This is a genomic window from Actinoplanes octamycinicus, from assembly GCF_014205225.1.
Classification (GTDB): Bacteria; Actinomycetota; Actinomycetes; order Mycobacteriales; family Micromonosporaceae; genus Actinoplanes; species Actinoplanes octamycinicus.
This window is the reverse complement of the sequence record NZ_JACHNB010000001.1, coordinates 3592903-3612049: the sequence shown is the minus strand read 5'-3', so window position 1 is coordinate 3612049 and position 19147 is coordinate 3592903. Positions and strand designations below refer to the sequence as shown.

Below are 19147 nucleotides of genomic sequence, written 5' to 3'. Positions count from 1 at the left end.
AGCAACCCTAATGCCGGGTGCAGCAACGATCGTTGGACGTGATCTCGGCGGCCGGGCGACGATGGCGGCATGATTACCCTCGCCCTGGTCGGCGACCGTTCACCGACGGTTCGCGCGCATGCCCGGATTCCCGCGATCATCGACGCCCTCCGCGAGAGCGAGGGCCTGGACCTGGACGTCTACTGGGTGCCGACGCCGGCCGCGGAGGATCCGGCGGCGCTGCGCGGCTTCGCCGGGGTGTGGCTGACGCCGGGCAGTCCGTACCGGAGTGAGGCCGGCGCGGTCGAGGCGGCCCGGACCGCCCGGGTCGAGAGCATCCCGTTCCTCGGCACCTGCGGCGGTTTCCAGCACGCCATGCTGGAGTTCGCCCGCCACGTCTGCGGCTTCGGCACGGCCCGGCACGCGGAGAACGAGGACGGCGCCGGCGGCGACGATCTGATCATCCCGCTGGCCTGCTCGCTGGCCGGGCACGAGGCGGCGGTCGAGCTGACCCCCGGGTCGCTCGCCGAGCGGGTGCTGGGCGCGACCCGGACGGTGGAGCGCTACCACTGCTCCTACGGCCTGGCCCCGGCCCACCTGGACCTGCTGACCGCGCACGGCATGCGCTTCACCGGCCACGAAGCCGCCCGCGGAGCCGACCATGAAGCCGGGCCCGGAGCCGACCATGAAGCCGGGCCCGGAGCCGACCACGGAGCCGTGCCCGGAGCCGGCCACGGAGCCGGTTCCGGAGCCGGCCGCGACGGCACCGGTGAGGTCCGGGTGGCCGAGTTGCCCGGCCACCCGTTCTACCTGGCCACCCTGTTCCAGCCGGAGCTGGCCGAGGAGATCCCGCACCCGCTGATCCGCGGCTTCGCCCGGGCCGCGGCAGGACAGATCTATGCCATCGACCAGTCTCGTAGTATCTCTAGGTAGTTGCTCCATGGCAGAGTGCACTTGAGTGGTTACCTACCCCTCGAGGGAGTTCTCATGGATAACGAACAGTGACGACCAGACATCAGCTACTGGACAGCCTTCGCAGATGGGCGGCCACCCAGTCCGTGAGCGGCGAGGTTCCATGCTTCGAAGTCGGCATCGACGCCCATGAAGGGCACGCCGACACGGTCACCCTTTATGAGGGTCCGGCCGCACAGTTGGAATCGCTGCTACAAGTCGACGCCACCGCCCGCAGCGGGGTCCGCACACCTCAACGGGATGACACCACGGACCTCGCAATTGCCGCACTGCGGCTTCGCATGATGCTGGACCAGCAAACATTTGCGCCATCGAGCGGGCGAGTGTCACAGCGTAATATCATCCGCCTGATCGCCGCCCTAAATCGCCTCATACGTGCCACACCCAAGATCATTGAAAGCGTCGGCGACCATACCGCTGGAGCCCGCAAGACTCGTTCTTCGTCGCTCGAGAATCCCGATCCAGAGACCGATCGAATACTAGCCGAATTTCACCATGAACTCCGAATTCTTTCTGAAGAAGTCGGACCGCTGCTTACGACGGCCGCGGAGCGGGTCGCCCAATTCGAATACCGGATGATCAGACGGGCCACTCCCACCCCATCTAAGAAGATTTATGATGGCCTCACCCTCCTCCGAAATATTTGCCTCATCTGTTGCCCTGGGCGATATCCGTCAATATTTCATATTCGCTTGTTCAGCCCAGCAGAAGGCCCACGGGTGGTGGTGATCGGAGAGCTAGTGGACAACTTGCTCACCTCGACCACCTCCAAACCCATGAATTCCATCAGCCACATCCAGAAGGCGCTTTCGGAGTATCTCGACGGCAACGAGGAGTGGCTACTGTATCTTCCTCAGGATTATTCTCTCTACCGCCGAAACTATTCGATCGACGATACCCCTCACCTTCCAGACAATGAAGCCGGCGGCAACATATATCGCATACTCCGCCAACCCGCCGGAGGCGTGGAATTCCATCGGATCACTTGGGCCACGTTCGAGGAGATCATCGATGGACCAGCACGTCAGTGGCATGCATCCACTTACACCATGCCGCGACTACTTGCCGAAGGTGCCGATCTCCTCGACGCGGTTCGCTCCAAAAGCGTTATGCCAGGCCACCTGAAACGAACCTGGGTGACTCTGCGCTGCGGGCGGTGGCTGTGCCGGGAGCAGCACACCATTGTCGCTGATCAACTGCCCGAGGCAGCTTGCCCCCGGTGTGGCAGCTCGACCTTTCGAGCCATCACGACAGAGAGGGCAAGGTGACAGTGCAGAATGGCGGAAATTACCAACCCCCGGAAATATTTTTACTGGTCCAATAGGCGCGTCACGTCAATAATCCAAGATAACGGCATCGACATAACCCGAGGAACAACTCGAAAAGTCAAATCCCCCACCATACCACTCATGCCGCAATTCGAGATCGAAAGCAAGTCCAAGACGCCGGGTCGCGAGCAGATAGCCGCAGCAATCGAGCATTATCTAGGCGGCGTGACCGTCAGCGACTTCGTCACCCCACCTTCGGTCAGATTTGCCCGCGGAACGGGATCGATAACGTTCTCCGAAGTCGTCGACTGGAGTGCCAAAGAAGACCACACTATCGGAATATTCACCGAAGCAACGAGCAGCACGGGAATCCGGGTAGCCATGTGCATGTTCGGCAGTAGAGATAACCTCGCCGACATGCTCCCAACGACCTCAGAAAGAGAGGGGTGGTCGTCTTCGGCGGCCCCTTCCATCGTCAATTTCATCCGAAGTCGATGCACTGCTCCCGATCGCCATTGGGACGAAGTGGAACTGGCTGAGGAAGCAGTCAACATGCTCCTACATCAAGGTGAACCTGGCCCGTCGGACCAGCCACAGATGCGCGGCTTCACCTTGGGCCACATCAGTGACTTCGGAGAGTGGATGATGGAAGTGTACTTCGACGTGGATTTCACCGGTGAGCTACTGGACTATGTCGCAGGAGGTTACGACCGAGTATTGCTGGGGGCACCGCTGTGGATCCGTACCCCTACTCCGGAAGCTTTGGTCATCTATAACGGAACTACCCGGACACACGCTAGAGCCCGAGCAATCCGTTAGTTGTCGGTGTAGCTGAACGCGGCGGCCGCGGTGAAGCGGCTGGCCTGGCCGCTGCCCGAGGTGAAGTGGAACCAGACCGGGCCGGCCGTGGCCGACGCCGGGACCGTGCAGCTGACCGTGACCGGCAGGGTGGTGCCGACCCGGGAGCAGTCCGCGAGGTTGTCGCCGAAGGCGAAGTCGGTGGCCGTGTCCACGTCGACGCCGGCCAGCTTGGCGGTGACCGTGGCACCGCCGGCGATCGTGTCCGACTTGAGCGACAGGGCGGTCACCACCGGCACCACGGTGACCTCGGCGGGCTCGCCGGGGATCGTGTCGTGCACCACGGTGACCGGGGCGGTCGCGGTGGCGACCGCGGGCAGGGTGACCTTGAGGCGACTGGCGTCGAGGTAGGTCGCGGCCAGCGTCCGGGTGCCCAGTTTGACGGTGACCGCCTCGGCGGTGAACGCGGCCGGGCTCTCGCCCAAAGTGCCGCCGGTGACGGTCAGGATCAGCGGGCCGCCGCTGGCCTTGACCACCGGGTCGCCGCTGAGGTCGACGCCGAGCGGCGCGCGGTAGAGCACGCTTGCCTTCGCGGCCGGCTCGCTGGAGCCGCCCTCACCGGTGACGATCACCGGGGCGGTCCCGTTCACGCCGGGCGGCGCGACCGCGGTGATCCGGCTGGCCGAGTCGACGGTGAACGAGGTGACCGGGGTGCCGCCGAAGGTGACCGCGCCCGGGTCGTCGGCGTTCACGCCGAGGAAGCCGGCGCCGCCGACGGTCACCGTGGCGCCGCCGTCAGTACTGATCTTGGCGGGGGCGGCGGTGGACACCACCGGGATGTAGCCCACCACCGCGCTCGACTCCGGTCCGCCGACGCCCTTGCTGAACAGCTGCATGGTGGCGTTCACCGCCCGGGTGGTGGCCGGCGCGGTGACCTTCAGGTGGGTGGCGTCCACCCAGGCGACCGTGGCGGCCACGCCGCCGACCTTGGCGGTGATCCGGAGCGCCGAGTACGCCGTCGGGTTCTCCCCGACCGTCCCGCCGGAGACGGTGACCGGGATGATCGTGCCGCCGCTCGCCTTGGCCGCGATCCCGCTGGTGAAGCCGGGCGTCAGGGTGACCTCCCCGTCCGCGAAGGCCACCGCGGGAACGCCGATCAGTCCGATCGTGGCCACCGCCGCGAAGCCGGCGACCCTGCTCTTCATCGCCATCGGGCGCTCCGAAATCAGTCGAGGTCGGTGTAGCTGAACGCGGCGGCCGCGGTGAACCGGCTGGCCACGTCGTTGCCGGAGGTGAAGTGGACCCACACCGGGCCGGCCTCGGCGGCCGGCGGGACGGTGCAGACGTACGTCAGGGTGGCCCCGACCCCGGTGGTCCGGCAGGTGGCCGGGTTGTCGCCGAAGGCGAAGTCGGTGGCCGTGGCCGAGCCGGCGCCGGCCACCTTGATCTGCACGGTGCCGCCGCCGGCCAGCGGCGAGCTGGTCGCCGACAGGCTGGTCACCACCGGGGCGACCGGCAGGGTGACCTTCGGCCCGGCCAGCGTGTCCTGGAAGACCATCAGGTCGGCGGTCTCGGCGGCCAGCGCCGGCAGGGTGACCTTGAAGTGGGTGGGGTCGACGTACGCCGGGGTCAGCTTGGTGACCCCGTCCAGCCGTACCGTCACCTTGGCGGCGGTGAAGTCCCGCGCGGTCTCGCCGAGCGTGCCCCCGGTGACCGCGAACACGTGGGCGCCGCCGGCGGCCCGCAGGAACTGGTCCCCGGAGCTCTCCACGGCCATCGGCCCCCGGTACGTCACGGCCGGCGCCTCCGCCTCGGGCGTCGTCCCGCCCGCGGTGGTCACCTGCACCCGGGACACCGTGCCGACATCCCCGGCCGGCGCCTCGGCGAAGATCAGCGTGGCCGAGTCGACGTCGAAGCTGGTCACCGGCACGCCGCCGATGGTCACCGCGGCCGGGTCGTCCGGGTCGACGGCGAGGAAGCCGGTCCCCCGGATCTCCAGGCTGGCCCCACCCTCGGCGGCGAGCGAGCCGGACGAGACCGAGGCGACGGTCGGGTAGTAGTTGACCAGCCCGGTCGACTCCGGCCCGGCGTAGCCCTCCTGGAACAGCTGGACGGTGGCCGGCCGGGCGCTGGTGGTGGGCGGCGCGACGATCTTGAGGTGACCGGCGTCCACCCAGGTGACCCGGCTGGCGTTCACCCCGCCGACCTTGGCGGTGACCTTCAGGGCGGCGAACGCGGGCGCCGAGGCGCCCATCGAGCCGCCGGTGACCTCGATCGGGATCTCGGTGCCGCCGCTCGCCTTGGCCGGCGTGTTGTCGAACTCGGCGGTGAGCCGCATCCGGTAGCCGAAGCGGGCCGAGGTGCCGGTGCTCGGGCCGTCCCCGTTGACCACCTTGATCACCACGTTGCCGGTGCCCGGTGGGCTGACCGCGATCAGCCGGGTGTCGGAGAGCACCACGATCCGGTCGGCCGGCGTGGTGCCGAACAGCACCGAGCCGAGGTCGGCCGGGTCGATGCTCTTGAACCCGGTGCCGGCCAGCGAGACGACGGTGCCGCCGGCCGCGTCCCCGGTGGCCGGGGTGGCGGTGCTGACGGCCGGCACCGCGGCGGCGGCCACCCGGCTGCCGGTCGCGGCGAGAACCGCGACCGGCTGAGCGACGGTGAGTGCCACGCTGCCGACGACGGCCAGAGCAGTGGCGGTGAGTGCGGTGGCCCGAGGGGCCCGAGGTGTCTTCGCCATGGCAAAGAAACCCATCGGCAACCGATCGGGCACCCTTAGCGAAAACTACGCGAGCAGCACCGTGAGCACCGAGATCGCCTCGTCGACGCCGGCGTCGTCGACGTCCAGGTGGACCACCAGACGGGCCAGCCGGGGCAGCATCGCGGCGATCAGCACGCCGCGCCGGGCGGCCGCGGCGGCCAGCTCGGGGGCGTCCAGCGGGGCCTTGGTCAGGTCCAGCGGGACCAGGTTGGTCCGCACCTTGGCCGGGTCGACCACGCCGAGCGGGGCCAGCCCCTCGGCGAGCCGGCGGGCCCGGGCGTGGTCCTCGGCGAGCCGGTCGACGTGGTGGTCCAGCGCGTACCGGCCGGCGGCGGCCAGGATGCCGACCTGCCGCATGCCGCCGCCCAGCCGCTTGCGGATCACCCGGGCCCGGGCGATCCGCTCCCGGTTGCCCACCACCAGCGAGCCGACCGGGGCGCCGAGACCCTTGGACAGGCACACCGCGAGGGTGTCGAACAGCGCGCCGTAGCTGGCCAGCGGCACCCCGTCGGCGACGTGCGCGTGCCAGATCCGGGCGCCGTCGCAGTGCAGGGCGAGCCGGTGCGCGTCGGCGATCGCCCGCAGGTCGCGCAGCGTGGCGAGCGGGATCGCCCCGCCGCCGCCCAGGTTGTGGGTCTGCTCGACGGCGATCGCGGCGGTCGGCACCGACGGGAAGCCGGCCGGGCGGATCATGCCGGCGATCCGGTCCACGTTCAGCGCGGCGCCGGTGGCCTGCCAGGTGCGGGTGGAGATGCCGCCGAGCAGCGCGGCCCCGCCCAGCTCGTAGGTCACCACGTGGGCGTCCGCGCCGGCGAGCAGTTCGCCGCCGGGCGGGACGATCAGCTGCAGGGCGATCTGGTTGGCCATCGTGCCGGACGGGCAGAACAGCGCGGCCTCGTGCCCGAAGAGCTGGGCGACGTGCTGCTCGAGCGCGTTGACCGTGGGGTCGTCGCCGAACACGTCGTCGCCGACGACGGCGGTCGCCATCGCCTCCCGCATCCCGGGGGTCGGCCGGGTCACGGTGTCCGAGCGCAGGTCAACCACGGAGCATCTCCGCGACCAGGAAGGCGAGCTCCAGGCTCTGCTGGGTGTTCAGCCGCGGGTCGCAGGCGGTCTCGTAGCGGTCCGGCAGGTCGAGGTCCTCGATGCCCTGCGCGCCGCCCAGGCACTCGGTGACGTCCTCGCCGGTCAGCTCGATGTGGATGCCGCCCGGGTGGGTACCCAGGCCGCGGTGCACCTCGAAGTAGCCGAGCACCTCGTCGACGATCCGGTCGAAGTGCCGGGTCTTGTAGCCGTTCGACGACTCGTGGGTGTTGCCGTGCATCGGGTCGCACTGCCAGACCACCTTGGCGCCGGCCGCGTGCACCTTCTCCACGATCGGCGGGAGCGCGTCGCGCACCTTGCCGTTGCCCATCCGGCTGATCAGGGTGAGCCGGCCCGGGATGTTCTCCGGGTTCAGTTTCTCGCACAGCTCGATGGCGGTCTCCGGGCTGGTCGACGGGCCCAGCTTGACGCCGATCGGGTTGGCGATCCGGCTGATGAAGTCGATGTGCGCGTGGTCCAGCTGCCGGGTGCGCTCGCCGATCCACAGGAAGTGGCCGGAGAGCCCGTACGCCTTGTCGCCGGAGACCCGGGTCAGCGCCCGGTCGTACTCCAGCGCCAGCGCCTCGTGCGAGCAGTACAGGCTGACCGTCCGCAGCGCCTCGCTGTCGGTCATCCCGCAGGCCCGGATGAAGTCCAGGGCCCGGTCGATCTCCCGGGCGATCGCCTCGTACCGCTCGCCGGCCGGCGAGGCCCGGACGAAGTCCTTGTTCCAGTCGTGCAGCCCGTGCAGGTCGGCGAGACCGCCGGCCAGGTAGGCGCGGAGCATGTTCATCGCGGCGGCGGAGTTCGCGTACGCCCGGATCATCCGCTGCGGGTCGGCGACCCGGGCCGCCTCCTCCTTGTCCAGCGAGTTGATCATGTCGCCGCGGTAGGCCGGCAGCCCCAGCGAGTCGGTCAGCGACGACCGTGGCTTGGTGTACTGCCCGGCCACCCGGGCCACCTTCACCACCGGCATCGAGGCGCCGTAGGTCAGCACCACGGCCATCTGCAGCAGCGTCCGCGCGTTCGCCAGCAGGTGGCTCTCGGTGTTGTCGGCGAAGGTCTCCGCGCAGTCGCCGCCCTGGAGCAGGAACGCCTTGCCCTCGCACACCTCGGCGAGCCGGGCGCGGAGCTGGTCCACCTCGTAGGGCGCGACGATCGACGGGACATTCTCCAGGACCTTGCAGACCGAGGCGACCTCGTCCATGTCCGGCCAGGGCGGCATCTGCACCCGGGGCAGGGATCGCCAACGGTCGAGACCCAGGGCCTCGTCCTCGGCGGAATCGGTGGACGGCCGGGAGGTCGCGACTCCCGGGTGACTGAGCTGATGCCACTCTCGGCGCATGGGAAGAGCGTACGAAAGCGGGGCACCGGGCCTGGACCCGGTGCCCCGCATTCCCACTATGACTACAGGTTGTTCTTGATCGAGGTGATCAGCTCACCGTTGCTGGTGTCGCCGGAGAACTCCCAGAAGAAGGCGCCGCCGAGACCCTGGTTCTTCACGTAGGTCATCTTGCCGGCGATCGTCGACGGGGTGTCGTAGCTCCACCAGTTGCCGCCGCAGAAGGCGTACGCGGTGCCGGCCACCGTGCCGTTGGCCGGGCAGCTGCCCTTGAGCACCTTGTAGTCCTCGATGCCCGCCTCGTAGGTGCCCGGGGCGGCGCCGGTCGCGGCCCCACCCGGAGCGGCCTGGGTGACCCCGGTCCAGCCGCGGCCGTAGAAGCCGATGCCGAGCAGGATCTTGCTGGCCGGAACGCCCTTGCTCTTCAGCTTCTGGATCGCGGCGTCCGAGTAGAAACCGGCCTGCGGGATGCCGGTGTACGAGGTCAGCGGCGAGTGCGGGGCGGTCGGGCCCTTGGCGTTGAACGCGCCGAAGTAGTCGTAGGTCATCGGGAAGACCAGGTTCAGCTTCGCGATGCCGGACGCGTAGTCGGCGACGTCCAGCTTGCCACCCTGGGAACCGTCGGCGGAGATCGCCGAGGTGATCAGGAAGCTGGAGCCGAACTTGGTGCGCAGCGCCGAGATCACCTTGTTGTAGGAGTCCGGGCCGGACGCGTCGCACTGCAGACCACAGGCGTTCGGGTACTCCCAGTCCACGTCGATGCCGTCGAAGACGTCGGCCCAGCGGGAGTCCTTGACCAGGTTGTAGCAGGAGTTGGCGAAGGCGGTCGGGTTCGCGGCGGCCTGGGTGAAGCCACCGGACCAGGTCCAGCCGCCGAACGACCAGATCACCTTGATGTTCGGGTACGCCTTCTTGAGCTTGCGCAGCTGGTTGAACGAGCCGCGCAGCGCGCCGGTGTCCCAGGTGTCGGCGACGCCGTCGACGCTCTCCGCGGCGGAGTACGCGCGGTCGTAGTCGGCGTAGGAGTCACCGATCGAGCACTGGCCGCCGGTGGTGTTGCCGAACGCGTACAGGATGTGCGTCAGCTTGGCCGCGGAGCCCGAGGTGACCAGGTTCTTGACGTGGAAGTTGCGCCCGTAGACGCCCCACTCGGCGAAGTAGCCGACGACGTTCTTACCGCTCGCGCCACCGGTCGGGGCCGTGGTGGGCACGGTGGTCGGCGGCGTGGTCGGGGTGGTGGTCGGCGGCGTCGTGGTCGGCGCGGTGGTGGTCGGGGCGGTGGTCGGGGTGGTGGTGCCGCCACACACGCCGTTGTCGATCCAGACGTCCCACGACCCGCTGTGGGTGGCCGGGGACTCGTTCTGGGTCCACCACTTCGCGGTGTAGTTGTGCCCGCTCTGCGAGGCGACGTTGTCCTTGACGTACGTCGCGCTGGCCGACCAGGCGGGGGCACACGCGACCGCGGCGTTCGCCGAGACGAGCGGAACCGACACGGAAGCGCCGATCACCACCGCTCCGGCGAGCAGCGACCGGCGGAGGGTTTTGCCCACGGGGTCTCCTCAATAATTAAGAAACTTTCCAGAAGGAAGGTTGAGGAGACGGTAGTCACATTGATTAACACCAGTCAAGAGAGATGAAGACCTTTAAGGTTCCTTTAACAGCGACCACGGGATGAACACGGCGTGCACTCGCGCCACTACACCGCGTAGGCTCTCGTCATGACCATCTTCGACGTCGACATCGACGGCCTCACCGGTGGCCCGACCGATTTGGACCGCTACCGCGGATCGGTCCTGCTCGTTGTCAACGTGGCCTCGCGCTGCGGCCTGACCCCGCAGTACGACAAGCTGCAGCCCCTCTACGACACCTACCGCGAGCGCGGCCTGGTCGTGCTCGGCGCGCCCTGCGACCAGTTCGGCCACCAGGAGCCGGGCACCGCCGAGGAGATCGACGAGTTCTGCCGGACCAGCTACGGCGTCACCTTCCCGATGACCGAGAAGATCGAGGTGAACGGCGCCGGCCGGCACCCGCTCTACCGCGAGCTGGTCGGCGACGGGCCGGACATCCAGTGGAACTTCGAGAAGTTCCTGGTCGCGCCGGACGGCACGGTCGCCGCCCGGTTCAGCCCACAGGTGGCGCCGGACGACCCCGAGCTGGTCGCGGCCATCGAGAAGCTGCTGCCCCACTGAGCGGCCGATGAGAGAGCTTGCGAACGCATCGGTTGGCCCCGTCGTCAGCTCATCGCGGAGCCGGCGCGCAGCGGAGGTGACGCGATGAGCATTCACGTCATCGGCGTCGACGCCTACGCGCTCGGCTGGGTGGGGGTCGAGCTCCGCGACGGCGCCTTCGGCCGCGCCGTGCTCGCGTCGACGCTCTACGAGATCGTGGCGGGCAGCTCCGGCGCCGCGGTGATCGGCGTCGACATCCCGCTGGGCATGCTCCCGGACCGCTGGCGCACCGCCGACACGCTCGCCGCCGACCAGCTCGGCCCGCGGCGCGGCAGTGTCTTCCGGGTGCCGCCGCGCGCGGTCTGGATGGAGGCCGACTTCGCCGCCGCGAACCGGCTCTGCCGCGAGCTGACCGGCGCCGGCCTGAGCCGCCAGTCCTGGGCGCTGCGCCCCAAACTGCTCGAGGCGAACGCGCTCTGGGAGCGCCACCCCGGCCTGCTCTTCGAGGCGCACCCGGAGGTGTCCTTCCGCACCATGGCCGGCGAGCCGCTCCCGTTCGCCAAGAAGACCTGGAGCGGCCAGGCCCGCCGCCGCGAGCTGCTGGCCCGCCACGGCATCGTGCTGCCCGACCAGCTCGGCCCGGCCGGCCAGGCCCCGCCGGACGACATCCTGGACGCCGCCGCGGTCGCCTGGACCGCCCACCGCGTCGCCACCAAGACCGCCCTGTCCTACCCCTCCCCGCCCGAGGAGGACAACAACTCCAAGATCGCCATCTGGTACTGAGAACCCCGTTTCCCGGTACGACGCGGAGCCCCGTGCCCGTCGGTCGCGCGACGCCGTCCCCACCCCGGACCGCCCCGCGCGTCCTGCCCCGGCTGGTTCCCAGGGGTGCCTCCACCGTGCTGAGACACCCCTGAGGACCAGCCGAGGCCGCAACCCGCTAAGCCGCCCGAACCCCGTAGGTCACCGTGCGGGTCGGCGGACCCGCACGACACGCGCCGCGGTCGTGCGGGGGCCGGGCACCGCGCGCCGACTGCCACGGGGCTGCGAGTCGTACCGGCGAATGAACGGTCGCGAGCACCGCGTGCCGGAGGTGGGCAAGCGGGCCCGGCACCGCCTGCCGGAAGTGCGAGAACGGCCCCGGCTGCGGAGAGGATCAGAGCGCCTGGCCGGCGATCTCGCGGGCGCGGTCGCGGGCGGCTTCCAGGGCGTCCAGCAGGGCCGCGCGGACGCCGTGTTTCTCCAGTTCGCGGACGGCGGCGATGGTGGTGCCCGCCGGCGAGGTGACGGCTTCGCGGAGTTTCACCGGGTGGTCGCCGGAGTCACGGAGCATCGTGGCGGAGCCGATCGCGGTCTGCACGATCAGCTCGTGGGCGACCTGGCGGGGCAGGCCGAGCAGGACGCCGGCCTCGATCATCGCCTCGGCGATCAGGTAGAAGTAGGCCGGGCCGGAACCGGAGAGCGCGGTGACCGCGTCCTGCTGCGACTCCGGGACCCGGACGGTCGCGCCCAGCGGGGTGAACATCTGCTCGGCGACCGCCAGGTGCTCGTCGGTGGCGTGCGCGCCCGGGGAGATCGCGGTCATCGCCTGGCCGACCAGGGCCGGGGTGTTGGTCATCACCCGGATCACCGGGGTGCCCTCGGGCAGCCGGGTGGCGAAGAAACTCGTCGGCAGCCCGGCGCAGAGCGAGACGACGAGCTTGCCGGGCGCGAGCGACGGGCGGATCTCGTCGAGCAGCGCGCCCGCGTCCTGCGGCTTGGTGCCGATCGCCAGGACGTCGGCCCGCTCGGCCGCCTCGGCGGTGGTGACGACGGTGACCCCGTACTTCTCGGTCAGCTCGGCGCCCCGGGCCGGGCGGCGCACCGTGACCAGGAGCCGGTCGGCGGACCGGCCGGACCGGAGCAGGCCGGCCAGGACGGCCTCGCCCATCTTGCCGGTGCCGAGCATCGCGACGGTCTGCTGGGTCAACGCGTTCTCCGTTCATGAACGAGGGCCGGCGCACACGACGCCGGCCCTCATCAGAACACGATCAGTTGCCGAAGAAGACCTCGGCCTCTTCGTACCGCGAGAGCGGGACGGTCTTCAGCTCGCCGGTGCCCTCGATCAGCGGGACCCGGACGATGTCGGTGCCGCGCAGCGCCATCATCTTGCCGAAGTCGCCCTCGTGCACGGCGTCGATCGCCTGCAGGCCGAAGCGGGTGGAGAGCACCCGGTCGAACGCGGTCGGGGTGCCACCGCGCTGGATGTGACCGAGGACGACCGTGCGGGCCTCCTTGCCGGTCTTCTCCTCCAGCTGCTCGGCCAGCCACTGGCCGATGCCGCCGAGGCGGACGTGGCCGAAGCTGTCCAGCTCCTGGTTGTGCAGGACCATCTGGCCGTCGAGCGGCTGGGCGCCCTCGGCGACCACGACGATCGGCGCGTACTCCACCTGGAAGCGCTTGGTCACGTAGGTGGCGACCTGCTCCACGTCGAACTTGCGCTCCGGCAGCAGGATCACGTTGGCGCCACCGGCGAGACCGGCGTGCAGCGCGATCCAGCCGGCGTGCCGGCCCATGACCTCGACGACCAGGGTGCGGTGGTGCGACTCGGCGGTGGTGTGCAGCCGGTCGATGGCCTCCATCGCGATGTTGACCGCGGTGTCGAAGCCGAAGGTGAAGTCGGTCGCGTTCAGGTCGTTGTCGATCGTCTTCGGCACGCCGACCACGTTGACGCCGAGGTCGTGCAGCTTGGTCGCGACGCCGAGGGTGTCCTCGCCGCCGATCGCGACCAGCGCGTCGACGCCCTGCTCGGCCAGGTTGGCCTTGATCTTCTCGACGCCACCCTCGATCTTGAACGGGTTGGTGCGCGAGGAGCCCAGGATCGTGCCGCCGCGCGGCAGGATGCCGCGGACCTCCGCGATGCCCAGCGGCTTCGTCAGGCCCTCCAGCGGGCCCTTCCAGCCGTCGCGGAACCCGACGAACTCGTGGCCGTAAGCGGTCACGCCCTTGCGGACCACGGCACGGATGACCGCGTTGAGACCGGGGCAGTCGCCGCCACCGGTGAGCACGCCGATACGCATGTTTCTCCTCGTCCTTCCCCTGAAACGGGTAGCGAGATGCAGATAGCCCGTGAGAATCCCCGGAAGCGTTTTCGTCGGCAGCGTTGCCGGCCCGGGGCGAGCCGCAAGGCGAACTCTAGTCTCCGCCCGCCGGGCCGCGTTACGCGGCCCTTCCCAGTGACAACAACGACTCGACCGCGCCCAGGGCCTCGGCCTCCGCACCGAGCTGGGCGCGGGGCCACCCGCAACCCCGCCGAAGCGAGGGCCCGGCCGCACCGCGCGGCCGGGCCCTCAGCACCATCGGGTCAGTGCGCCATCGCCGGCGGCGCGTCCGGGTCCACGTCCAGCGGCCCGGTGCGGAACAGCACCGCCGCGACCACCGCGGCCAGCACGAAGAAGCCGGCCGACCACCAGAACACCGTGTGGTAGCTCTCCAGCCCGGCCTGCGCCATCAGCTGCGGGGTGCGCTGCTTGCCGGCCAGGTAGTCGCTGGCCGCGGTGGCGGCGAACGAGCTGAGCAGCGCGGTGCCGATCGAGCCGCCGATCTGCTGCACCGTGTTGATCATCGCGGAGGCCACGCCGGCGTCCCGGTGCTCGACGCCCGAGGTGGCGGCGTTCTGCGTGGGCGCGAAGACCAGGCCGAGACCGAGACCGATGATGATCAGGCCGGGCAGGACCCCGCCGGCGTAGGTCGAGTCGAGCTGGAGCCGGGTCAGGAAGACCATGCCGCCGGCCGCGATCAGCGCGCCGACCGGGACCAGCGGGCGGGGGCCGATCTTCGGCGCCAGGAACGAGCCGGCCGTGGTGGCGGTCAGCATCACCGAGCCGAGCATCGGCAGGAACGCCAGGCCGGTCTTGACCGGGGTGAAGTGCAGCACCGAAACCAGGAAGTAGGTGAGGAACAGGAAGATGCCGAACATGCCGGCGCCGGCGATCGCGATCGAGGCGTACGAGCCGCCGCGGTTGCGGTCCAGCACCACTCGCAGCGGCAGCAGCGGGTGCGCCACCCGGCGCTCGATCAGCACGAACGCGATCAGGGCGAGCACGCCGACGGCGATCGGGCCGAGCGTCCAGCCGGCCGTCCAGCCGTCGGTCTCCGCCTTGCCCAGGCCGTAGACCAGGCCGACCAGGCCGATCACGGCGGCCACGGTGCCCGGCACGTCGATCCTGCCGTGCGCGGCGACCGGCTCGTCCTTGAGCTTGACCAGCGCGCCGAGCACGGCCAGCGCGGCGATCACCAGGTTCACGTAGAGGCACCAGCGCCACGACGCGTACTCGGTGAGCACGCCGCCGAGCAGCAGGCCGATGCCGCCGCCGGCGCCGGAGATGGCGCCGAAGATGCCGAACGCCTTGCCCCGCTCGGCCGGCTCGGTGAAGGTCGTGGAGAGCAGCGACAGCGCGGCCGGGGCCAGCGCCGCGCCGAAGGCACCCTGCAGCGCCCGGGCGACGATCAGCATCTCCAGGCTGCCGGCGGCGCCACCGAGCGCGGACGCCAGGGCGAAACCGATCAGGCCGATGAGGAACATCCGCTTGCGGCCGAAGAAGTCGGAGAGCCGGCCGCCGAGCAGCAGCAGGCTGCCGAAGGCGAGCGCGTAACCGGTGACCACCCACTGGCGGTCGGCGTCCGAGAAGCCGATGTCGGCCTGCGCGGTGGGCAGCGCGATGTTCACGATCGTGGCGTCCAGCACCACCATCAGCTGGGCCAGCGCGAGCACCACCAGCGCCCACCAGCGGCCGGTGTCACCGGGCGCCTTAACCCCGGCGCCCTGTGGTCGATCAAGAAGGGTGCTCATGATGCCCTTTCGGAAAGTTGAGGTACGTCCTCCACTTCGGCAGGCTAGCACCGGAAGTTGAGGAGTTGCCTCCGCTTAGATGTAGGCTGCACCACATGACCGAGACGGCCCGCCCGCTCCGCCGCGACGCGCAGCGCAACCGGGAGCGCATCCTGCACGCCGCGCACGACGTCTTCGCGGCCCGCGGGTTCGCCGCGACCCTGGACGACGTGGCGCAGCACGCAGGCGTCGGCGTGGGCACGGTCTACCGGCGGTTCCCCACCAAGGAGGCGCTGATCGAGGCGCTCTTCGCCGACCGGCTGGAGGATCTGGTCTCGCTGGCCGAGGACGCGCTGGCCCTCCCGTCCGGCTGGGACGGGCTGACCATGATGCTGCGCCGCTCGATCGAGATGCACGCGGTCGACCGCGGGCTGCGCGACGCGGCGCTCTGCGTCGGCGTGGACAAGCAGCACTTCGCCGAGGTCGGCGCCCACCTGGTGCCGCTGGTCCAGCAGCTGATCGACCGGGCGCACGCGGAGGGCACGCTGCGGGCCGACGTCGGGCTGCACGACCTGCCGGTGATCATGGCGACCGTGACCGAGCTGGCCCAGCACAGCAGCGCCCGCCGGCCGGCCGTCTACCGCCGCTTCCTGGAGCTGATCATCGACGGCCTGCGGGCCCGGCCGGACAACGGCGACCTCGGCCCGGCGACCACCCAGGAGGACGTCGAGGCGATCGTCGACGACTGCGTGCCGCGGATCAGGCGGGGCTGATCATCCGCTGCCAGCGGGCCAGGTTGTGCCGCGCGTCGACAAGCGCGTCGTGCCGCCCGGCCATCTCCGGCAGCGCCGGCCGCCCGAGGTCGTCCCACCGCTGCCGCAGGTCCTTGGTGAACCGGGGAATCTCCCGCGGCAGGGCCGGCATCGCGCCCCACAGCTGGGCCAGCGCGACGTGGTCGTACGCCGCGTACCACGCCCAGAGCTCCATCTGCTCGCCACGCCCGCGCAGCGGCTCGATCAGGAACTCGTAGAGGTCGTCGCGGATCCGCTCCCGGCTGCGCCACGCCTTGTCGGCCGGCGACGGGAGCTTGTCCAGCACGTTGCGGCGCACCCAGGGCACGGCGCGGCTGTCGTCGAACTCCGTGCTGACCGCGTAGAACTCGCGGCCGAACTCGTCGACGACACCGATCGAGACCAGGTCGACGATCCGGCCGTCCTCGATGAACTCACAGTCGTAGAAATAGCGGTAGACCATCGCGGTACATCCTCGCCCATCGTCATCCGGGCATGGACTCCAGGGCCTCCCGCGCCGCCGCCAGCCCGGTCGGGCAGGGCCGGCGCGCCGACCGCTCGGCCAGCACCGCCCAGCGCAGCCGCAGCAGCACCGGCAGCGCGACCTCCAGCTCGTCGGCCGCCACCGGGCCAGCCGCGCGGTAGCCGTCGAGCAGCTCGGCGGCCCGCTCCGGGCCACCGGCGTAGATCACCGCGGCGGCCACGTCGTAGACCAGCGGGCCGGTCCCGCACGCGCCGCAGTGCAGCAGGCCGGACCGCCCGGTCGAGGCGTCCAGCACGAACGCCTCCGGGGCCGGGTCGCCGTGCAGCACCCCGTAGGTCAGCCGGTCGGTCACCGTGAGCCGGGTCGCCGCGGTGACCGCCGCCGCGACCGCCCCGCGCAGCCAGGGCTCGGCGTCCAGGTGCGCGGCCTCCGGGTCGAGCGGCTGCCAGGGCTTCAGCCCGGGATGCCGGAAGCCCTCCAGGGCCCGGTGCACGGCGCCCAGCCGTTCGCCCCACCACTGCTGGTCGACCGGGTCGGCACCGTCCAGGTGCCGGCCGGGTACCCGGCGCAACACGGCAAGCGCGCCGTGCGGGGTCTCCACGGTGAGCGCGCCGCTCAGGGTGCGGACCGGCTCACCGGCCTCGATCCGCACGCCGCGCAGGTGGACGGCGGCGGCCAGGCCGGCCTCGACCGGCAGCCGGGCGGCGGTCTCGGCCAGCCGGGCCACGTAGCGGTCCGGCCCGGCGGTGACCTCCCAGCCGCGGGACATCACCGCCCGTGGCAGCTCGGTGATCTCGGACGGGGCGAGGTGCCACTGCTCGCGGAGAGCGGTGCGCACGATGTCGTCTTCCGGCACCGCGGGATTATCGCGGCACACCAGTCAAATCCGACGGACAGCGTGGGCGACAATCACAGAAGGCGATGGGGTGTTTACAGAAAGCGACCGAAGCGACATGATCTGACGAGGCATGTGTCGATGTCCGGTGTAGAAATGGCGTTCGAAGCGTGCTGTGTGCTAAGAGTGATCGTTCGCGTCGTGGGGCCGACGCCGGCCGGGGTCGACGCGGTCCCCCTGGGGGGAGGGATAACGCCGTGGACCATCGCATGCCGGATTCCGGCGACGCGCTTACCGGCGTGGAGATGTTCGCCGGGCTTGAGCCGGATGTCCGACAGCGGGTCATCGCCACCGCGGTTCCGCGTCACTACCGGAAGGGACAGATCCTCTTCGTCGAGCACGACCCGGGGGACTCCCTGATCATTATGAAACGAGGCGCGGTCGCGGTCTTCCGCACCGCGCCGACCGGTGAGCGCGCCGTGCTCACCGTGGTCCGACCACCGGACGTGCTGGGCGAGGTGTCGTTGCTCGACGCGTCCACCCGCAGCGCCTCGGCCGAGGCCATCGAGGACTCCCAGGCGCTGTCGCTGTCCCGGGCCGCCTTCATGGACCTGGTGCACTCGAACCCGCGGATCCTCGACGCGGTGATGCGATCAGTCGGGGGGCTGATCCGTCGTCTCACCGAGCAGAACGCCGACCACGTCTTCCTGGACCTGCCCGGCCGGGTGGCCAAGACGCTGGTCCGGCTCTCCGGCGAGAGCCAGGCGCCGATGATCACCATCGAGCTGAACCAGAGTCAGCTGGCCGAGATGGCCGGCGGCTCGCGGCAGAGCGTGAACCAGGCGATCGGCTCGTTCGCCAACCGCGGCTGGCTGCGCACCGAGGGCCGCCGGATCGTGGTCACCGACGTGCAGGCGCTGAAACGCCGGGCCGGGATGAACTAGCTCAAGATCAAACCCGCTTGACGGTACGCCCGGAGCGTCCCGTGGCAGCGCAGCCGGCCACGGGGCGAGCGCTCCGGGCGTACCGGAAATCGGTCTTGATCTTCAGGCCGGCTGCACTTCCTTGAGTTTCGAGGCGTAGACGTCGACATACTCGCGGCCGGAGAGCGCCATCAGCTCGAACATGATCTCGTCGGTGATCGCCCGTTCGACGAACCGGTCCCCGCGCGAGTCGGCGTACCGGGAGAAGTCGAGCGGTTTGCCGATCCGCATCCGGACCCGCTTGACGGTCGGGATCAGCGTGCCGGTCGGCTGGATCTCGTCGGTGTTCAGCAGGGCCACCGGAACCACCACCGCGCCGCTCTCCAGGGCCAGCCGGGCCACCCCGGTCTTGCCGCGGTAGAGCCGGCCGTCCGGCGACCGGGTGCCCTCCGGGTAGATGCCGGCCACGTTGCCCTCGCGCAGCACCCGCAGCAGGGTGTCCAGCGCCGCCTGGGCGGCCTCGCCACCCGAACGGTCCACCGGGATGGTCCCCGCGCCGACGAAGAACATCCGCGAGAACCAGCCCTTGATCCCCTTGCCGGTGAAGTATTCAGCTTTGGCGACGAAGGTCACTTTCCGCTTCATCACCAATGGAGTGAAGATCGAGTCGGAGAACGAGAGATGGTTGCAGGCCAGGATGACCGGGCCGGACCGGGGAACGTTCGCCAGGCCCTCGACCTTGGGGCGGAAGACGAGCTTCAGCACGGGTCCGAGGACCACCAACTTGAGCAGCCAGTAGAACACTGCCGTCCTTTCAGCGGATGCCGCCGGCGTCCCGGGGCGAGGTGAAGCGTACGAAGCGGGAGCGGCACGCCACAACGCACTCCCGCAACAGGCGCATGCCGTGTCACCATTCAAGGCACGGTCGGCGAG

18 protein-coding genes are annotated in these 19147 nt (G+C 70.1%); 7 read left to right on the top strand and 11 right to left on the bottom strand.

The window, feature by feature from the left end; all coding sequences use genetic code 11:
- The first annotated feature begins 69 nt into the window (after positions 1-69).
- From BJY16_RS16210 to BJY16_RS16200, 3 genes are all read left to right on the top strand, one after another.
- A complete protein-coding gene (locus BJY16_RS16210) occupies positions 70-912 on the top strand; it encodes a glutamine amidotransferase-related protein (protein WP_185040262.1) in 843 nt (280 codons plus the stop codon).
- 125 nt (positions 913-1037) lie between these two features.
- A complete protein-coding gene (locus tag BJY16_RS16205) occupies positions 1038-2219 on the top strand; it encodes a hypothetical protein (protein WP_185040261.1) in 1182 nt (393 codons plus the stop codon).
- A 141-nt stretch (positions 2220-2360) separates the two neighbouring features.
- Positions 2361-3038: a hypothetical protein gene (locus BJY16_RS16200; RefSeq protein ID WP_185040260.1), complete on the top strand. Its 678-nt coding sequence runs from the start codon at positions 2361-2363 to the stop codon at positions 3036-3038.
- Here BJY16_RS16200 and BJY16_RS16195 read toward each other — a convergent pair.
- The 5 genes from BJY16_RS16195 to BJY16_RS16175 form a co-directional block, all read right to left on the bottom strand.
- Positions 3035-4228, bottom strand: coding sequence for an IPT/TIG domain-containing protein (locus tag BJY16_RS16195; protein ID WP_185040259.1), 1194 nt, complete (start codon positions 4226-4228; stop codon positions 3035-3037). The genes BJY16_RS16200 and BJY16_RS16195 overlap by 4 nt on opposite strands.
- Positions 4229-4242: 14 nt before the next feature.
- On the bottom strand, positions 4243-5757 hold the full coding sequence (locus BJY16_RS16190) for an IPT/TIG domain-containing protein (RefSeq protein WP_185040258.1): 1515 nt from the start codon (positions 5755-5757) through the stop codon (positions 4243-4245).
- A 45-nt stretch (positions 5758-5802) separates the two neighbouring features.
- Positions 5803-6822 (bottom strand): threonine aldolase family protein, encoded by a 1020-nt coding sequence (locus BJY16_RS16185; protein WP_185040257.1) that lies wholly within the window; start codon positions 6820-6822, stop codon positions 5803-5805.
- Positions 6815-8206 carry a class II 3-deoxy-7-phosphoheptulonate synthase gene (locus tag BJY16_RS16180; protein WP_185040256.1) on the bottom strand — a complete coding sequence of 464 codons (1392 nt, stop codon included), beginning with the start codon at positions 8204-8206 and terminating at the stop codon, positions 6815-6817. The genes BJY16_RS16185 and BJY16_RS16180 overlap by 8 nt, the downstream gene beginning before the upstream one ends.
- Before the next feature lie 62 nt (positions 8207-8268).
- Positions 8269-9753, bottom strand: a complete 1485-nt coding sequence (locus BJY16_RS16175) for a glycosyl hydrolase family 18 protein (protein ID WP_185040255.1) — start codon at positions 9751-9753, stop codon at positions 8269-8271.
- Between the two features lie 168 nt (positions 9754-9921).
- On the opposite strand from BJY16_RS16175, the gene BJY16_RS16170 reads away from it, so the two are divergent.
- Positions 9922-10392, top strand: coding sequence for a glutathione peroxidase (locus BJY16_RS16170; RefSeq protein WP_185040254.1), 471 nt, complete (start codon positions 9922-9924; stop codon positions 10390-10392).
- An 84-nt stretch (positions 10393-10476) separates the two neighbouring features.
- Positions 10477-11154 (top strand): DUF429 domain-containing protein, encoded by a 678-nt coding sequence (locus BJY16_RS16165; RefSeq protein WP_185040253.1) that lies wholly within the window; start codon positions 10477-10479, stop codon positions 11152-11154.
- 373 nt (positions 11155-11527) lie between these two features.
- Here BJY16_RS16165 and proC read toward each other — a convergent pair whose 3' ends face one another.
- The 3 genes from proC to BJY16_RS16150 form a co-directional block, all read right to left on the bottom strand.
- Entirely contained in the window at positions 11528-12340 is an 813-nt protein-coding gene (gene proC / locus BJY16_RS16160; RefSeq protein WP_185040252.1) for a pyrroline-5-carboxylate reductase, read from the bottom strand.
- A 61-nt stretch (positions 12341-12401) separates the two neighbouring features.
- Complete coding sequence (locus BJY16_RS16155) at positions 12402-13430, bottom strand: 6-phosphofructokinase (RefSeq protein WP_185040251.1); 1029 nt, start codon at positions 13428-13430, stop codon at positions 12402-12404.
- Positions 13431-13714: 284 nt separating this feature from the next.
- Positions 13715-15202, bottom strand: coding sequence for a DHA2 family efflux MFS transporter permease subunit (locus tag BJY16_RS16150; protein ID WP_185040250.1), 1488 nt, complete (start codon positions 15200-15202; stop codon positions 13715-13717).
- Positions 15203-15297: 95 nt separating this feature from the next.
- On the opposite strand from BJY16_RS16150, the gene BJY16_RS16145 reads away from it, so the two are divergent.
- Positions 15298-15954: a TetR/AcrR family transcriptional regulator gene (locus BJY16_RS16145; protein WP_185040249.1), complete on the top strand. Its 657-nt coding sequence runs from the start codon at positions 15298-15300 to the stop codon at positions 15952-15954.
- Here BJY16_RS16145 and BJY16_RS16140 read toward each other — a convergent pair.
- Both BJY16_RS16140 and BJY16_RS16135 read right to left on the bottom strand, forming a co-directional pair.
- Complete coding sequence (locus BJY16_RS16140; RefSeq protein WP_185040248.1) at positions 15941-16435, bottom strand: polyadenylate-specific 3'-exoribonuclease AS; 495 nt, start codon at positions 16433-16435, stop codon at positions 15941-15943. The two genes, BJY16_RS16145 and BJY16_RS16140, sit on opposite strands and share 14 nt — an antisense overlap.
- Positions 16436-16457: 22 nt before the next feature.
- Positions 16458-17312 carry a phosphotransferase enzyme family protein gene (locus BJY16_RS16135; protein ID WP_185040247.1) on the bottom strand — a complete coding sequence of 285 codons (855 nt, stop codon included), beginning with the start codon at positions 17310-17312 and terminating at the stop codon, positions 16458-16460.
- 248 nt (positions 17313-17560) lie between these two features.
- Here BJY16_RS16135 and BJY16_RS16130 point away from each other — a divergent pair, with 248 nt between their 5' ends.
- Positions 17561-18235, top strand: coding sequence for a Crp/Fnr family transcriptional regulator (locus BJY16_RS16130; protein WP_221502724.1), 675 nt, complete (start codon positions 17561-17563; stop codon positions 18233-18235).
- Between the two features lie 102 nt (positions 18236-18337).
- Here BJY16_RS16130 and BJY16_RS16125 read toward each other — a convergent pair whose 3' ends face one another.
- On the bottom strand, positions 18338-19018 hold the full coding sequence (locus tag BJY16_RS16125) for a lysophospholipid acyltransferase family protein (RefSeq protein ID WP_185040245.1): 681 nt from the start codon (positions 19016-19018) through the stop codon (positions 18338-18340).
- Positions 19019-19147: the final 129 nt, after the last annotated feature.

Excerpts from the sequence above, each read along its gene's own strand:
- BJY16_RS16210 (WP_185040262.1), top strand. The coding sequence starts at position 70 with ATGATTACCCTCGCCCTGGTCGGCGACCGTTCACCGACGGTTCGCGCG.
- BJY16_RS16200 (WP_185040260.1), top strand. The coding sequence starts at position 2,361 with ATGCCGCAATTCGAGATCGAAAGCAAGTCCAAGACGCCGGGTCGCGAG.
- BJY16_RS16195 (WP_185040259.1), bottom strand. The coding sequence starts at position 4,228 with ATGGCGATGAAGAGCAGGGTCGCCGGCTTCGCGGCGGTGGCCACGATC.
- BJY16_RS16190 (WP_185040258.1), bottom strand. The coding sequence starts at position 5,757 with ATGGCGAAGACACCTCGGGCCCCTCGGGCCACCGCACTCACCGCCACT.
- BJY16_RS16180 (WP_185040256.1), bottom strand. The coding sequence starts at position 8,206 with ATGCGCCGAGAGTGGCATCAGCTCAGTCACCCGGGAGTCGCGACCTCC.
- BJY16_RS16170 (WP_185040254.1), top strand. The coding sequence starts at position 9,922 with ATGACCATCTTCGACGTCGACATCGACGGCCTCACCGGTGGCCCGACC.
- BJY16_RS16165 (WP_185040253.1), top strand. The coding sequence starts at position 10,477 with ATGAGCATTCACGTCATCGGCGTCGACGCCTACGCGCTCGGCTGGGTG.
- BJY16_RS16155 (WP_185040251.1), bottom strand. The coding sequence starts at position 13,430 with ATGCGTATCGGCGTGCTCACCGGTGGCGGCGACTGCCCCGGTCTCAAC.
- BJY16_RS16150 (WP_185040250.1), bottom strand. The coding sequence starts at position 15,202 with ATGAGCACCCTTCTTGATCGACCACAGGGCGCCGGGGTTAAGGCGCCC.
- BJY16_RS16145 (WP_185040249.1), top strand. The coding sequence starts at position 15,298 with ATGACCGAGACGGCCCGCCCGCTCCGCCGCGACGCGCAGCGCAACCGG.
- BJY16_RS16140 (WP_185040248.1), bottom strand. The coding sequence starts at position 16,435 with ATGGTCTACCGCTATTTCTACGACTGTGAGTTCATCGAGGACGGCCGG.
- BJY16_RS16130 (WP_221502724.1), top strand. The coding sequence starts at position 17,561 with ATGCCGGATTCCGGCGACGCGCTTACCGGCGTGGAGATGTTCGCCGGG.